Source organism: Enterobacter cloacae complex sp. P17RS, from assembly GCF_014895885.1.
Classification (GTDB): Bacteria; Pseudomonadota; Gammaproteobacteria; order Enterobacterales; family Enterobacteriaceae; genus Enterobacter; species Enterobacter bugandensis.
Genome location: NZ_JADBQK010000019.1, coordinates 21321 through 36828, shown reverse-complemented (window position 1 = coordinate 36828; position 15508 = coordinate 21321). Strand labels below are relative to the sequence as shown.

The 15508-nt window shown below is 57.4% G+C and carries 12 protein-coding genes; 5 read left to right on the top strand and 7 right to left on the bottom strand.

Annotated elements, in window-relative coordinates; translation table 11 throughout:
- Positions 1 to 49: 49 nt before the first annotated feature.
- Entirely contained in the window at positions 50 to 745 is a 696-nt protein-coding gene (gene ypfH, locus IM265_RS14685; protein WP_028014017.1) for an esterase, read from the top strand.
- Positions 746 to 783: 38 nt separating this feature from the next.
- On the opposite strand, the gene IM265_RS14680 is transcribed toward ypfH, so the two are convergent.
- Genes IM265_RS14680 through IM265_RS14670 form a run of 3 tightly spaced genes read right to left on the bottom strand, consistent with a single transcriptional unit; the run spans position 784 to position 2493 of the window.
- Positions 784 to 981: a YpfN family protein gene (locus IM265_RS14680; protein ID WP_013098222.1), complete on the bottom strand. Its 198-nt coding sequence runs from the start codon at positions 979 to 981 to the stop codon at positions 784 to 786.
- Positions 982 to 1005: 24 nt separating this feature from the next.
- On the bottom strand, positions 1006 to 2133 hold the full coding sequence (gene dapE, locus IM265_RS14675) for a succinyl-diaminopimelate desuccinylase (RefSeq protein WP_028014016.1): 1128 nt from the start codon (positions 2131 to 2133) through the stop codon (positions 1006 to 1008).
- A 3-nt stretch (positions 2134 to 2136) separates the two neighbouring features.
- Positions 2137 to 2493, bottom strand: coding sequence for an ArsC family reductase (locus tag IM265_RS14670; protein WP_193030364.1), 357 nt, complete (start codon positions 2491 to 2493; stop codon positions 2137 to 2139).
- A 387-nt stretch (positions 2494 to 2880) separates the two neighbouring features.
- On the opposite strand from IM265_RS14670, the gene ypfM reads away from it, so the two are divergent.
- The gene (gene ypfM / locus IM265_RS14665) at positions 2881 to 2940 is read left to right on the top strand and encodes a protein YpfM (RefSeq protein ID WP_015572204.1); all 60 of its coding nucleotides are present in this window, start codon (positions 2881 to 2883) and stop codon (positions 2938 to 2940) included.
- A gap of 108 nt (positions 2941 to 3048) precedes the next feature.
- On the opposite strand, the gene acrD is transcribed toward ypfM, so the two are convergent.
- Positions 3049 to 6162 carry a multidrug efflux RND transporter permease AcrD gene (gene acrD / locus IM265_RS14660; protein WP_028014014.1) on the bottom strand — a complete coding sequence of 1038 codons (3114 nt, stop codon included), beginning with the start codon at positions 6160 to 6162 and terminating at the stop codon, positions 3049 to 3051.
- 142 nt (positions 6163 to 6304) lie between these two features.
- Positions 6305 to 7999 (bottom strand): nitrate/nitrite two-component system sensor histidine kinase NarQ, encoded by a 1695-nt coding sequence (gene narQ / locus IM265_RS14655; RefSeq protein ID WP_028014013.1) that lies wholly within the window; start codon positions 7997 to 7999, stop codon positions 6305 to 6307.
- A gap of 236 nt (positions 8000 to 8235) precedes the next feature.
- Here narQ and nudK point away from each other — a divergent pair, with 236 nt between their 5' ends.
- Both nudK and IM265_RS14645 read left to right on the top strand, forming a co-directional pair.
- Positions 8236 to 8826, top strand: a complete 591-nt coding sequence (gene nudK, locus IM265_RS14650) for a GDP-mannose pyrophosphatase NudK (RefSeq protein ID WP_126818720.1) — start codon at positions 8236 to 8238, stop codon at positions 8824 to 8826.
- A gap of 109 nt (positions 8827 to 8935) precedes the next feature.
- Complete coding sequence (locus IM265_RS14645) at positions 8936 to 9979, top strand: DUF1176 domain-containing protein (RefSeq protein WP_193030366.1); 1044 nt, start codon at positions 8936 to 8938, stop codon at positions 9977 to 9979.
- 23 nt (positions 9980 to 10002) lie between these two features.
- Here the strand turns inward: IM265_RS14645 and tkt are convergent, their stop codons facing one another.
- Complete coding sequence (gene tkt / locus IM265_RS14640; protein WP_028014010.1) at positions 10003 to 11991, bottom strand: transketolase; 1989 nt, start codon at positions 11989 to 11991, stop codon at positions 10003 to 10005.
- 19 nt (positions 11992 to 12010) lie between these two features.
- Positions 12011 to 12961, bottom strand: a complete 951-nt coding sequence (tal, locus tag IM265_RS14635) for a transaldolase (protein WP_028014009.1) — start codon at positions 12959 to 12961, stop codon at positions 12011 to 12013.
- Between the two features lie 246 nt (positions 12962 to 13207).
- On the opposite strand from tal, the gene maeB reads away from it, so the two are divergent.
- Positions 13208 to 15487: an NADP-dependent oxaloacetate-decarboxylating malate dehydrogenase gene (maeB, locus tag IM265_RS14630; protein ID WP_028014008.1), complete on the top strand. Its 2280-nt coding sequence runs from the start codon at positions 13208 to 13210 to the stop codon at positions 15485 to 15487.
- Positions 15488 to 15508: the final 21 nt, after the last annotated feature.

The window sequence follows — 15508 nt, the reverse complement described above, 5'->3', positions numbered from 1 at the left end:
ATTACCCCGCAGAGGCGTAAAATCCTGCTCATCAATTAAGGAGACCGCCATGAAACACGACCATTTTGTTGTTCAAAGCCCTGACAAACCGGCTAAACAGTTACTGCTCCTGTTTCATGGCGTGGGCGATAATGCCGTCAATATGGGACAGATTGGCCGCTGGTTTGCGCCCGTTTTTCCGGAAGCATTGATCGTCAGCATCGGCGGCGTGGAGCCGTGCGGTCCAGACGGACGGCAGTGGTTCCCGGTTCAGGGCGTGACGGAGGAGAACCGTCAGGCGCGCATTGATGCGATCATGCCCACGTTTATCGACATCGTGCGCTACTGGCAGCAGCAGAGCGGCGTAGGCGCTGACGCAACGGCGCTGATTGGCTTCTCGCAGGGGTCAATCATGTCGCTGGAAAGCGTAAAAGCGCAGCCCGGTCTGGCTTCACGCGTCATCGCTTTTAACGGGCGTTATGCAACGCTACCGACAAGCGCGACCACGCAGACCACCATCCATCTCATTCACGGTGGTGAAGATCGGGTGATTGAGCTTTCGCATGCGGTAGCTGCCCAGGAAGCGCTGGTGCGTGAGGGCGGGGATGTAACGCTGGATATTGTTGACGATCTGGGCCACGCGATCGACGACCGCAGCATGCAGTTTGCGCTCGACCATCTGCGCTATACCGTGCCGAAGCACTACTTTGATGAAGCGCTCAGCGGCGGTAAGCCGAATGATGATGATATTGTTGAATTTATGTGAGGTTATCCCCTCTCCACAGGAGAGGGGATACAGACCGATTACTTCTTCTGGTCTTTCTTCGGCCAGTCGTCGTCATCGTCCCACTTGTCGTTAAAATCACGGTGCGGCGGGAGATCCGGCTTATTCGCGAGAAACTTTTTGTGGTCAACGCGCTTAAGGTCTTTAATCACGTTCAGCAGTACGCCGACCAGAAACACCAGCACCAGAATCCACCAGTACTTTGCAAGCCAATCCATTCGCTATTCCTCTCTGAGCGCTCGTCAGGCGACGAGTTGCTCCATAATACGTTGATACATGCGGGCCAGTAGTTGTAAATCGGCTGCGTTCACACACTCGTTGATTTTGTGAATCGTCGCGTTAACCGGACCCAGTTCGACAACCTGTGCACCCATGCGGGCGATAAAGCGTCCGTCTGAGGTGCCGCCCGTCGTCAGCAGCTGCGGCTTAATTTCATTATAGTGCTCAATGGCGTTCACCACCGCATCCACCAGCTTGCCGCGCTGCGTCAGGAACGGCTGGCCGGAGAGCCACCAGTCAACGGTGTAGCGCAGGTTGTATTTTTCCAGCAGAGCGACAACGCGCGCTTTGATCGTCTCGTCGGTCAGTTCGGTACTGAAGCGAAAGTTGAACTGGACGAAGAAATCTCCCGGGATGACGTTGTTGCTGCCGGTTCCGGCCTTGACGTTGGCGATCTGCATGCTGGTCGGCGGGAAGAACTCGTTGCCTTTATCCCACTCGATGCCTACCAGTTCGTTCAGCATTGGCGCGGCGCGGTGGACCGGGTTATCGGCCAGATGCGGGTAGGCCACATGCCCCTGAACCCCATGTATGGTCAGGTTACAGGTCAGCGAGCCGCGGCGACCATTTTTGACGACATCACCCACCACTTCGGTACTGGACGGCTCGCCGACCAGACAGTAGTCAAGACGTTCATTGCGCGCCATCAGCGCCTCAACGACCTTCACGGTACCGTTATGGGCGCTGGCTTCTTCATCGGAGGTAATCAAGAACGCGAGACGGTTTTTGTGGTTCGGATGCTGAGCCACAAAGCGCTCTGCCGCCACAACCATCGCCGCCAGCGAGCCTTTCATGTCTGCCGCGCCGCGGCCGAAGAGCATGCCATCGCGGATGGTCGGCTCAAACGGCGGATTAATCCAGCGATCAGCGTCACCCGCGGGAACGACGTCAGTGTGCCCGGCAAAGGCCAGCGTTTCGCCCTGGCCACGCCACGCCCAGAAGTTCTGGGTGTCGCCAAAATCCATGCGCTCAACGGTAAAACCGATGGCGCGCAGGCGCTCAATCATTAATGCCTGACAACCTGCGTCGTCCGGGCTAAGGGAGGGACGGCGAATAAGCTGTTGAGTCAGCTCAATGACCGGGCATGACATACACTACACCTCTACGAAAAAGTCAGAATAAAGGGTTTCACTGAAACCCAGCAGCATAGGCTGACCTGGCTTGCAGAGCAATGGGCGTTTGATAATTGCCGGCATGTCGAGCATTAACTTTGCCGCGCTGTCGGCGTCAACGATGCTGGCGCGCACGGATTCGTCCAGCTTACGCCAGGTGGTGCCGCGGGTGTTCAGCAGCGCTTCCCATCCCAGTTCGTTAATGGCGGTATGCAGAAATTCTTCATCAAGCCCGTCGGCACGATAATCGTGGAAGCGGTACTCGACGTTATTAGTTTCCAGCCAGCGGCGTGCTTTTTTGATGGTGTCGCAATTTTTAATGCCGTACATCACAACCATGTTGAATCCTTTTGCTCTTATGGCGATTAAACGTTCAGTAAATTCGAAGATATATCTTTAGGTGGAATATAACACACTCAGGAATGCTCTGGATTTACACTTCTTCTTAATTCAACTCACACTTGTACGCTGAATATACTTTCACCATTTAAGCATAGATGTCCACCGTGTTTAAATTCTGAATAAACTCAGCGCGTAAAATAAAACTCACCCGTTCGTAGGGTTATTTCAAAATATTGCTGGCCGTCACACAAAATTTAAACTCCTCCGTTCATATTTATCATAAATCCCCAACGGTGGCGGGGTACAATCACAGCGATTGGTTAAACAGTCTTCACAATGATGATACGTTTTCGTAGAATGCGCATAATAATAAGAGAGGTTGTTATGATTGAACGTGAACTGGGGAACTGGAAAGATTTTATCGAAGGCATGCTTCGTAAATGACATTCAGTAAGAATTGCAAGAGCACTAAAATAAGTAAAATAACCATAGTGTGAATTAATCACACAATAAAAAGGCGGCCGATTAAGCCGCCTTTTTTATGACTGCGGGTTATTCCTGTCGCTCCCGGAGCGGGAAGCGACGACGCACCAGCACAAAGAACAGCGGCACAAAATAAATCGCCAGGATGGTGGCCGAAATCATCCCACCCATGACGCCGGTACCCACCGCATGCTGGCTGCTTGAGCCTGCACCCGTGCTGGTTGCCATCGGCAGTACGCCAAAAATAAACGCCAGTGAGGTCATCAGGATCGGACGTAGGCGCTGGCGGCAGGCGTGCAGCGTGGCGGCCATCAGCTCGTGGCCTTTGGCATTCATCTCGTTGGCAAACTCAACGATCAGAATGGCGTTTTTCGCCGACAAGCCGATCACCGTAAGTAGCCCCACCTGGAAGTAAACGTCGTTCTCCAGGCCGCGCATCCAGGTCGCCAGCAGCGCACCGATAACCCCAAGCGGCACTACCAGCATGACCGAGAACGGAACCGACCAGCTCTCATACAGCGCGGCAAGGCAGAGGAAGACCACCAGCAAAGAAAGCGCATAGAGGGCAGGGGCCTGCGCCCCGGAGAGGCGCTCCTGGTAAGACATGGCTGTCCATTCCAGACCAAAACCGGCGGGCAACTGCTGCACCAGTTTTTCCATGGTGTCCATGGCGGTACCGGTGCTGACGCCCGGCGCGGCTTCCCCGACGATTTCAACTGCCGAATAGCCGTTATAGCGCTCCAGGCGCGGCGAACCGCTCTCCCAGCGCGAGGTGGCAAAGGCGGAGAAGGGGACCATCCCGCCAGAATTATTGCGTACAAACCAGCGATTAATATCATCCGGCAACATGCGGAACGGCGCGGCTGCCTGGACATACACTTTTTTCACGCGGCCGCGATCCATAAAGTCATTTACGTAGCTTGAGCCCCATGCGGTTTGCAGGGTGTCGTTGATATCGTCGATCGACACGCCCAGCGCCTGCGCCTTACGCTGGTCGATATCCACCTGAAGCTGCGGGCTGTCGTCAAGACCGTTGTGACGAACGCGGGTCAGGCCGGGATCTTTCCCTGCTAGTTCTAGCAGCTTATCGCGCGCGGCCATCAGAGCGGAGTGGCCCGCGCCGGCGTGATCCTGCAGCTCCATATCAAACCCGGCGGAACTGCCCAGGCCGCTGATCGCGGGCGGGCTGCTGGCAAAGACGCGCGCCTCTTTAATACGTGCAAACGCTTTAGTTGCGCGTTCAATGATGGCGAACGAGGTTCCCGTTCTGGCGTCGCGTTCGTCCCAGTCTTTCAGGCGGACAAACATGCGGGCGACGTTCTGCCCGTTCCCGCCCGGGCCGGAGCCGACGGTAGAGAAGACCGAAACAACGTTATTTTTCTCTTTGGTGAAGAAGTACTGCTCAACGTTCTGAACCACCTTCAGCGTCTGCTGCTGGGTGGATCCGCTCGGGAGCTGCACCGAGGTGATGAACATCCCCCGGTCTTCCTGCGGCAGGAACGAGGTGGGAAGATGCAGGAACAGCCACACCATGCCGCCCAGCAGCACAACGTAAATCATCATCCAGCGCAGGCTGCGGTGTAGCACTTTGCCGACGGCAGATTCATACCGCTCGGCGTTGCGGTTGAACATGCGGTTAAACCAGCCGAAGAACCCTTTCTGGCCATGATGTTCCCCTTTGTGCAGCGGCTTAAGGAGGGTGGCGCAGAGCGCGGGAGTGAGGATCAGCGCCACCAGTACGGAGAGCACCATCGCCGAGACGATGGTGATTGAGAACTGACGGTAAATCGCCCCGGTTGTACCGCCAAAGAAGGCCATCGGGATAAAGACCGCCGACAGCACCATCGCGATACCGACCAACGCCCCCTGAATTTGTCCCATCGATTTACGCGTCGCCTGACGCGGAGAAAGCCCCTCTTCGCTCATGATGCGCTCGACGTTTTCGACCACCACAATGGCATCGTCCACCAGCAGGCCAATCGCCAGCACCATGGCAAACATCGTCAGGGTGTTGATGCTGTAGCCGAACGCGTAAAGCACCGCAAAGGTGCCCAGCAGCACCACCGGGACGGCAATGGTGGGGATCAGCGTGGCGCGGAAGTTTTGCAGGAACAGGTACATCACCAGGAACACCAGGGCGATCGCTTCCAGCAGGGTTTTGACTACGTCCTCAATCGAGGCTTTAACGAAGGAGGTGGTTTCATAGGCGACCTTGTACTCCAGCCCGTGCGGGAAATACTGCGACAGCTCATCCAGACGGTCCAATACCAGCTTCGCCGTCGCCATTTCGTTTGCGCCGGAGGCCAGCTTAATTCCCAGCCCAGAGGCCGGGTTGCCGTTAAAGCGGCTCAGGTAATCGTATTTCTCCGCACCCATTTCCACCTTAGCAACGTCGCCCAGACGCACTTCTGAGCCATCCTGATTCACGCGCAGGGTGATGTTGCGGAACTGGTCCGGGGTCTGAAGCAGAGATTGCGAATTAATGGTGGCGTTCAGGGCCTGTTTATCGACGGAAGGCGTGCCTCCCAGTTGCCCTACGGCAATTTGGGCGTTCTGGGCTTTGATGGCGTCCGTCACGTCGGTCGCCGTCATCTGATAGCTGTTCAGCTTGTTGGGATCCAGCCAGATACGCATCGAGTACTGTGAGCCGTAGGCGTCGATATCCCCCACGCCGTTAATACGGCTGAGCGGGTCCTGAATATTACTGGCGACGTAGTCCGCAATGTCCTGTTTATCCATTGAGCCATCGGTGGAGACAAACGCGATGGTCAGAATGTTGGTATCACCGGTTTTACGCACGGTGACGCCCTGGTTCTGCACGGCCTGGGGCAATTTACGCATGGCCGACTGCAGTTGGTTTTGTACCTGCTGCACCGCTTCGTCCGGGTCGGTGCCCGCCTCAAAGCTCAGGGTAACCGTGGCCTGTCCCGTGGCGCTGCTTTGGGAGGACATGTACATCAGATTATCCAGACCCGTCATGTTCTGCTCGATAACCTGCGTCACGGTATTTTCCAGCGTTTGTGCGGACGCGCCGGGGTAGTTTGCTGTGACACGCACGTTAGGCGGTGCCAGATCGGGATATTGCTCAACGGGAAGAGAAGTAATCGCCAGGACACCTGTCAGACACAACAGGATGGCAAGCACCCAGGCAAAAATGGGGCGATCGATGAAAAAATTCGCCATGAAAGTGTGACCTCGTTTTGCTGCACGTCATTATTGTTTATTGCCCGCATCACTTTAGCGGTAAGGCCCAGGCCAAACGTGGAGAAATAAAGGAGATAATGTAAATTATCATGCGCTTTTCCCGGCGTTTCCCCCTTTACCGTTATTTACCTGTTAACGGCGCGGGTGCGGGGAACGTCACGCTGACCTGCGTGCCGCCGTTTTGCGGCTGCGAGAAGTGCAGCATTCCGCCGAGCCGTTGCGCGCGTTCTCGCATAATGTTCAACCCGTAGTGTCCCGGCGGCTCGCTGGCCTCGCCAATCCCGATGCCGTTGTCGCGAATGCTGACGCTGTGCGTGCCGTCCACGGCGGTCACGCAGCTGACGGTGATCTCGCTGGCCTGCGCGTGCTTAATCGCATTCAGGACGGCCTCCCGCACGATCTGCAGCAAATGCACCTGCTTCTGCGCGTCAAGCGCCAGGGTGGAGAGGCGACAGTCGAGGTGCAGCTTCGCCTGCGTCTGGCTCTGCAGTGCATCGAGGGACTCCTGCAGCGCCGCGGGTAAATTCGCATGGTTTAGCGTCAGGCGGAAGGTGGTCAGCAGCTCGCGCAGCTGCTGCCAGGCGTTGTTCAGCTCGCGGGAGAAGTCGGTGATGATCGTCTGCGCGGAGGCATTTTCCGCTGGCACGGCGTGTTTAAGCAGTGTGAGCTGAATCCGCAGATAGGAGAGTACCTGCGCCAGCGAATCATGCAGCTCGCGGGCGATGGTGGCGCGCTCCTCCATCAGCAGCAGCTGCTGGTAATGCTTCTGCGCCTGGTTAAAGTACAGCCCACGTCCGAGCATGGTCGCCACGCTTCTCATCAGCGGAAGAGGAACGCTGCCCGTCTCGCTTTGCCAGCGCAGCTCGCCGTAGAGGGTATCCTGCATCAGCACCGGCAGGGTTTGCAGAGAAATGCCGCTCACCTCTGTTCCTTCACACAGCCGCCAGTCGTCGCTGGTGCGTAGCTCCAGGTAATTCATCTGCGTGTATTCATGCACAATCTGCAAAATATGCCGGAAGCACAGGCTGTCTATCTGCCCGGTATTCAGCGCCTGGGAGCATTTGAACAGCATGTCGAGCTGCTGGTGGGCTTCATGCAAATGCCGCGTCTTTTCCGCGACGGAGGCTTCGAGCGACCGATAGAGAGTATGTAGCTCGCCCGACATATGGTTGAAGGCGCGGGAGAGCTGGCCCAGCTCGTTGGGGAGCGCGGTGTCCGGCGCCGGGGTGGTAAATTCCCCTCGCTCAATGCGTTCGCTGGCGGCCACCAGATTGTTCAGCGGCAACACCACCTGGCGACGGATGCGCCGCAGGGTAAACAGCGTCAGCAGCAGGATCCCGAGCGCGCCAGCCAGAGAGAGGAGGGTCACCGTCTGGATTTTATTTTCGGTGTAGTGCTGGAGGGCGAGCACAAAGGCATCAATACGGCCGACAAAATCCTCAATGTGAGCGTCATACCATGCGCTGTCGCCGCGGGCGATGTGCTTGTCCATGTCCAGCCAGGCCACATGCAGCTGCTGATAGCGCGCCTTGACGTTGTCCGGGACGTACCAGCGATTCAGCTTCTCCAGGGAAGGCGCGCTTAACGTTCGCTGCCAGTTCTCACGATGCGCCATAAGGGAGGGGCTGTTGCGCTGCATCTCGTAGCCGAGGCGGTAGCTCTGCATGCGCAGCGAGCCCGCAATGTTGATAGCTTCGGCGTCACGCTGGCTGCTTGCAAGCGTCAGCAGCGCGACGGTGCTGGTCAGCACGGACAGGGCAATGATCGAAAAGAAAGCCCAGGCAAGGCTTCCGGAAACGGGGCGTTTAACGGTCACGGAACGGATCTCTGCATAAAATGGCTCAGCCACAGGTCATGGGCAGTTGTACATTGCCTGATAACGCGGTAGCGAGCAAATAGCTTATTCATACTAAAGATAAGGTTATTGATCCAAAAGCCGCTTTGGGCATTAACCTGAAATCTGGCGAGAAGTAACGCGCTGCCTGAGCCGACGGACGACAAAGCGGGCTTCACGGGGTAGTATAAACAGACTCATTTAGCCGTGGAGCCCGTATGTCCCTGAACATTACCGTTATCAAAGACAAAATCCTTTCTGAAAATTACTTTGTCCTGCGTAACATCACTTACGATTTAACCCGTAAGAACGGTGACGTGATTCGCCACAAACGCGAAGTCTACGACCGGGGCAATGGCGCAACCATTCTGCTGTATAACCGTGAAAAGCAAAGCGTGGTGCTGATTCGCCAGTTTCGGGTCGCGACCTGGGTCAACGGCAACGCGGACGGGCGCCTGATTGAAACCTGCGCCGGCCTGCTTGATGACGATGAGCCGGAAGTCTGCATCCGCAAGGAGGCCGTTGAGGAGACCGGTTTTGAAGTGGGCGAGGTGCAAAAAGTCTTTGAGCTTTTCATGTCCCCTGGCGGGGTGACCGAGCTGGTCCATTTCTTCATTGCGGAATACACCGATGCCCAGCGCACGCATCGCGGCGGCGGCGTGGAGGATGAAGACATTGAAGTGCTGGAAATGCCTTTCACCCAGGCCGTTGAGATGGTGAAAAGCGGCGAGATCCGCGACGGTAAAGCGGTGATCCTGTTACAGTATCTGCAAACCAGCGGCTTAATGAACCTTAAACCGATGTCGTGATAACGTGTATTTCAGATAAATCTATCCGATAAATCCGATTGAGCCCGCCCGCCCTGGGCACGAAGATACGCCCCAGATTGACCTTTTCGTTTCCGGGGCTGTGCCATTCATGCGCTACTGCGTTTTGCTTTTCTTCTTTTTCTGCGTGCTACCCGCACCTCTGGTGTGGGCTGCGCCCGTGCAGCAGTCTTTTTCAGACTGGCAGGTTACCTGCAATAACCAGAATTTTTGTGTTGCCCGGAATACCGGCGAGCATCGCGGTCTGGTCATGACGCTGAGCCGTAGCGCAGGCGCGAAAACGGACGCCAGCCTGCGCATCGATCTCGGCGGGCTTTCGGCCCCGCCGGTTAAAGAGCCTGACATTGCCCCGCGCCTGCTGCTCGACAACGTTCCGTTAAAGCTCAATTCGCAGCACTGGCAGTTAACCCCCTGGCATCTCAAAACTGACGATGCGGGTACCATCACCACGTTTCTGAAAAACATTCAGGAAGGGCAGGCGCTGACCCTGCGCGGGGGGAAGCAGACGATCTCGCTGGTCGGTCTGAAGGCGGCGCTGCTGTTTATCGACGCCCAGCAGAAGCGCGTTGGCAGCGAAACGGCATGGATTAAAAAAGGAGATAGCCCGCCGCTGAGCGTGCCTCCTGCACCGGCATTAAAAAAGGTGGCCGTAGTGAACCCGACGCCGACGCCGCTGACGCATAGCGAGCTGAACGATCTGCTGGATTATGGGACGTGGCGGATGAACAACAGCCAGTGCTCGCTGGATCCTAACCGTCGTGAAGTACGCGTCACTGCATTAACGGATGACAAAGCGCTGTTGATCGTCAGCTGTGAAGCGGGGGCCTATAACACGGTCGATCTGGCGTGGCAGGTCTCACGTAAAAAACCGTTCGCCGCCCGTAGCGTCAGGTTACGTCTGCCGTTCACCCCCTCCAGCCAGAGCAGCGACATGGAGCTGGTGAACGCCCGCTTTGATGAGAAAACGCGCGAGTTGACGACGCTGGCGCTGGGACGCGGTATTGGAGACTGCGGGATCCAGACGCGCTGGCGTTTTGATGGCCAGCGCTTCCGCCTGGTGCGCTACGCGGAAGAGCCAAGCTGTGATAGCTGGAATGGGCCAGACGCCTGGCCCACGCTGTGGATCACTCGTTAGTTTTGCCGGATGGCGCTGTCGCACTACAACACGCTCAGCGCTTTCTCCACCACGTTCTCAACGGTAAAGCCGAAATACGGGAACAGCTTGTCGGCAGGAGCGGATTCACCGTAACCCCGCATGCCCACAATTGCCCCTTTCAGCCCCACGTACTTATACCAGTAGTCGGCAATACCCGCTTCCACCGCCACGCGCGCTGCAACGCTGGAAGGCAGCACCGATTCCCGATACGCCTCGTCCTGCGCATCAAAAATATCCGTAGAAGGCAGAGATACCACGCGCACCGCGTGACCTTCGGCGGTCAGCTTCTCCGCCGCTTTCACCGTGATTTCCACCTCGGAACCGGTGGCAATCAGGATCACGTCCGGCTTGCCGCCGCTGTCTTTCAGGATGTACCCGCCGCGGGCGATGTTTTTTACCTGCTCCGGCGTGCGCTCGATCTGCGCCAGGTTCTGGCGCGACAGGATCAGCGCCGTGGGCCCGTTATGACGCTCAACGGCCAGCTTCCAGCCCACCGCCGCTTCCACCTGGTCGCACGGACGCCAGGTGCTGAAGTTTGGCGTTAAGCGCAGGCTTGCCAGCTGCTCTACCGCCTGGTGCGTTGGTCCATCTTCCCCCAGCCCGATGGAGTCATGGGTGTAAACCATGATCTGCCGGGCCTTCATCAGCGCCGCCATACGCGCCGCGTTTCGGGCGTACTCGACGAACATCAGGAAGGTGGCGGTGTAAGGCACGAAGCCGCCGTGATGGGCGATGCCGTTAGCAATCGCGGTCATCCCAAACTCGCGCACGCCGTAGTGGATGTAGTTCCCGGCAATGTCTTCCTTCAGGGATTTAGAGCCTGACCAGATGGTCAGGTTGCTTGGCGCCAGATCCGCCGAGCCGCCGAGCAGCTCAGGCAGGAGAGGGCCAATCGCGTTCAGGGTGTTTTGCGACGCTTTACGGGTAGCGATTTTCGCCGGGTTGGACTGCAGATTTTCTATCAGCGCCTGGGTTTTATCGTCCCAGTCTTCCGGCAGGCCGCCGCTCATGCGGCGGGAAAACTCGGCGGCCAGCTCCGGGTGCGCTTTTTTGTAGGCGGCAAATTTTTCGTTCCATGCCTGCTGCGCTTTTTCACCCGCTTCGCGCGCATCCCATGCTCTGTAGATCTCTTTCGGGATCTCAAACGGCGGATATTTCCAGCCCAGTTTCTGGCGGGTTAACGCCACTTCCTCTTCGCCCAGCGCCGCGCCGTGCGCCTCTTCTTTGCCCGCTTTGTTCGGCGAGCCGAAGCCAATGGTGGTACGGCAGATAATCAGGGACGGTTTGTCCTTCACGCTCTGCGCTTCCTGAATCGCTTTTTTTACCGCTTCCGGATCGTGGCCGTCAATCTCGTGCACCACGTGCCAGTGATAGGCCTCAAAGCGTTTTGCCGTGTCGTCGGTAAACCAGCCCTCGGTTTCCCCGTCGATGGAGATGCCGTTGTGGTCATAGAAGCCAATCAGCTTGCCGAGACCCAGCGTGCCCGCCAGCGAGCAGACCTCGTGGGAGATCCCCTCCATCAGGCAGCCGTCACCCATAAAGACGTAGGTGTAGTGATCGACAATCTCGTGGTCGGGCTGGTTGAACTGCGCGGCCAGCGTACGCTCGGCAATTGCCAGGCCGACGGCATTCGCCAGCCCCTGGCCCAGCGGGCCGGTGGTCGTTTCCACGCCCGGTGTATAGCCGATCTCCGGGTGGCCCGGCGTTTTGGAGTGCAGCTGGCGGAAGTTTTTTAACTCCTCAAGCGGCAGGTCGTAGCCGGAAAGGTGCAGCAGGCTGTAGAGCAGCATCGAGGCGTGGCCGTTGGAAAGAATAAAACGGTCGCGGTCGTACCAGGTCGGGTCAGTGGGGTTGTGCTTCAGGAAGTCGTTCCACAGCACTTCGGCAATATCGGCCATCCCCATCGGGGCGCCAGGGTGGCCGGAATTGGCTTTTTGTACGGCATCCATGCTGAGGGCGCGAATGGCGTTAGCGAGCTCTTTACGGGACATAGTTCACTCCGTGGCAAGGTTAAAGTTTGGCGGCGAGAAGATCTTCGAGTTTTCGCTGGTCGACGGCGAACTGGCGGATGCCGTCCGCCAGTTTTTCCACGGCCATAGGGTCCTGATTATGCTCCCAGCGGAACTCCGCTTCGGTCATGGCTTTCGGTTTTGGCAGGACGGTAGAGGTCGGCACCAGCTTGCGGATCACCGTTTCGTCGCTCTCCTGCAGCTTTTTCAGCAGGTCAGGGGAGATGGTCAGACGGTCACACCCTGCGAGCGCCAGGATCTGCTCGGTGCGGCGGAAGCTGGCGCCCATCACGATGGTTTCGTAGCGGTGTTGCTTGTAATAATCGTAGATATTACGCACCGACTTCACGCCAGGGTCTTCCTCTACCACGTACGGGTCCATCGGTTGTTTCGCCTGATACCAGTCGTAGATGCGCCCGACAAACGGCGAGATCAGGAACACGCCCGCTTCGGCACAGGCGCGCGCCTGGGCAAAGGAGAACAGCAGCGTCAGGTTGCAGTGGATCCCCTCTTTTTCCAGAACCTCTGCCGCGCGGATGCCTTCCCATGTGGACGCGAGCTTGATCAGAATGCGTGACTTATCGATCCCCTGTTCCTGGTAGAGCTCCACCAGGCGGCGCGCTTTGTTAATACTCTTTTCCTGATCGAATGAGAGGCGGGCATCTACTTCGGTCGACACGCGCCCCGGAATGCTTTTCAGAATTTCCGCACCAAAATTAACCGCCAGCTTGTCGCTGGCTTCAGCAACCTGCTGCTCCTGCGTTTTCCCGCGCTGTTTACCGTAGGCAATCGCGTCGTCAATCAGATGGCTAAAATGGGCAAGCCCCGCCGCTTTCAGAAGCAGCGAAGGGTTGGTGGTCGCGTCCTCTGGCTGATAGTGGCGAATCGACTCGATATCGCCGCTGTCTGCAACCACGGTGGTGAATTGTTTGATGCCGTCTAGCTGGTTCATAAATAATTACTCCTTGGAAATAAAAGAGTTAGATGAGTGCGTTAGTTCACACTTCTGAGAAAATCATGATGGACTTAACAAAAAAGCATAGCAGACGGGGCAGGCATTGCTTTTGAGACGGGTAACATGGCTGTTATAAATTGATAACAATTTTTAATGTGTGATGGTGAGAGTTTGGCAGCCTTCAAAGTTTATGCGCTGCTCAGCGGCGATACTATCTGACCGATACGTAAAAGGAATAACAAGATGGACGATCAGTTAAAACAGAGTGCCCTCGATTTTCACGAGTTCCCTGTCCCCGGTAAAATTCAGGTCTCCCCAACCAAGCCGCTGGCGACCCAGCGCGATCTGGCGCTGGCCTATTCGCCGGGCGTGGCTGCGCCGTGTCTGGAGATCGAAAAAGATCCGCTGGCGGCCTACAAATACACCGCGCGCGGCAACCTTGTCGCCGTTATCTCTAACGGTACGGCGGTGCTGGGCCTGGGCAACATTGGTGCCCTGGCCGGTAAACCGGTGATGGAAGGGAAGGGCGTACTGTTTAAGAAATTCGCCGGTATCGACGTGTTCGATATCGAAGTGGACGAACTCGATCCCGATAAGTTCATCAACGTGGTGGCCGCGCTGGAGCCGACCTTCGGCGGGATCAACCTGGAAGACATCAAAGCGCCGGAATGTTTCTATATCGAGCAGAAGTTGCGCGAGCGTATGAACATTCCCGTGTTCCATGACGACCAGCACGGCACGGCGATTATCAGCACCGCTGCCATTCTCAACGGCCTGCGCGTGGTGGAGAAAAATCTCTCTGACGTGCGCATGGTGGTCTCCGGCGCGGGCGCGGCGGCCATCGCCTGTATGAACCTGCTGGTGGCGTTGGGCATGCAGAAACACAATATCGTGGTCTGCGACTCTAAGGGCGTTATCTACAAAGACCGCGAGCCGAACATGGCGGAAACCAAAGCGGCGTATGCCGTGGAAGATGACGGCAAGCGCACGCTTGAGGACGTGATTGACGGCGCGGATATCTTCCTCGGCTGTTCAGGCCCGAAAGTGCTGACCCAGGAAATGGTGCAGAAAATGGCGCGCGCGCCGATGATCCTGGCGCTGGCGAACCCGGAACCGGAAATCCTGCCGCCGCTGGCGAAAGCGGTGCGCGAAGACGCCATTATCTGTACCGGCCGTTCGGACTACCCGAACCAGGTGAACAACGTGCTCTGCTTCCCGTTCATCTTCCGCGGGGCGCTGGACGTTGGCGCGACGGCGATCAACGAAGAGATGAAGCTTGCCGCCGTTCACGCCATCGCCGAGCTGGCGCACGCTGAGCAGAGCGAAGTGGTCGCCTCCGCGTACGGGGATCAGGATCTGAGCTTTGGCCCGGACTACATCATTCCAAAACCGTTCGATCCGCGCCTGATTGTCAAAATTGCGCCAGCCGTTGCCAAAGCGGCGATGGACTCCGGCGTGGCGACGCGTCCGATTCAGGATTTCGACGCGTACGTCGATAAACTCACCGAGTTCGTCTACAAAACTAACCTGTTTATGAAGCCGATCTTCTCTCAGGCTCGCGCAGACGCGAAGCGCGTGGTGCTGGCGGAAGGGGAAGAGGCGCGCGTGCTGCACGCCACGCAGGAGCTGATCACCTTAGGGCTGGCGAAGCCGATCCTGATTGGTCGTCCGAGCGTGATCGAGATGCGCATTCAGAAGCTGGGCCTGCAGATTAAGCCGGGCGTGGACTTCGAGATTGTTAACAACGAATCCGATCCGCGCTTCAAGGAGTACTGGAACGAATATTACGCGATCATGAAGCGTCGCGGGATCACCCAGGAGCAGGCGCAGCGGGCGGTGATCAGCAATACTACGGTCATCGGCGCGATCATGGTCCATCGCGGCGAGGCGGATGCACTGATCTGCGGCACCATCGGCGATTACCACGAGCATTTCAGCGTGGTGCAGGAGATCTTCGGCTATCGCGACGGCGTCCATACCGCCGGGGCGATGAACGCGCTGCTGCTGCCGAGCGGCAACACCTTTATTGCCGATACCTACGTTAACGACGATCCAACCCCGGACGAGCTGGCGGAGATCACCGTGATGGCCGCCGAGACCGTGCGTCGCTTTGGTATTGAGCCGAAGGTGGCGCTGCTGTCGCACTCAAACTTTGGTTCGTCCAAATCCGCGGCGGCGTGCAAAATGCGCCAGACTCTGGAACTGGTGCGCGAGCGTGCGCCGGAGCTGATGATTGACGGGGAAATGCACGGTGATGCCGCGCTGGTGGAGAGCATCCGCAACGAACGTATGCCGGACAGCCCGCTGAAGGGGTCGGCGAACATCCTGATTATGCCGAACGTGGAAGCGGCGCGTATCAGCTACAACCTGCTGCGCGTCTCCAGCTCTGAAGGGGTGACCGTAGGACCGGTGCTGATGGGCGTGGCGAAGCCGGTGCATGTGTTAACGCCGATTGCCTCCGTGCGCCGTATCGTGAATATGGTGGCGCTGGCGGTGGTTGAGGCGCAGACGCAGCCGCTGTAAGGGCGCGTGTGCTTACCCGAC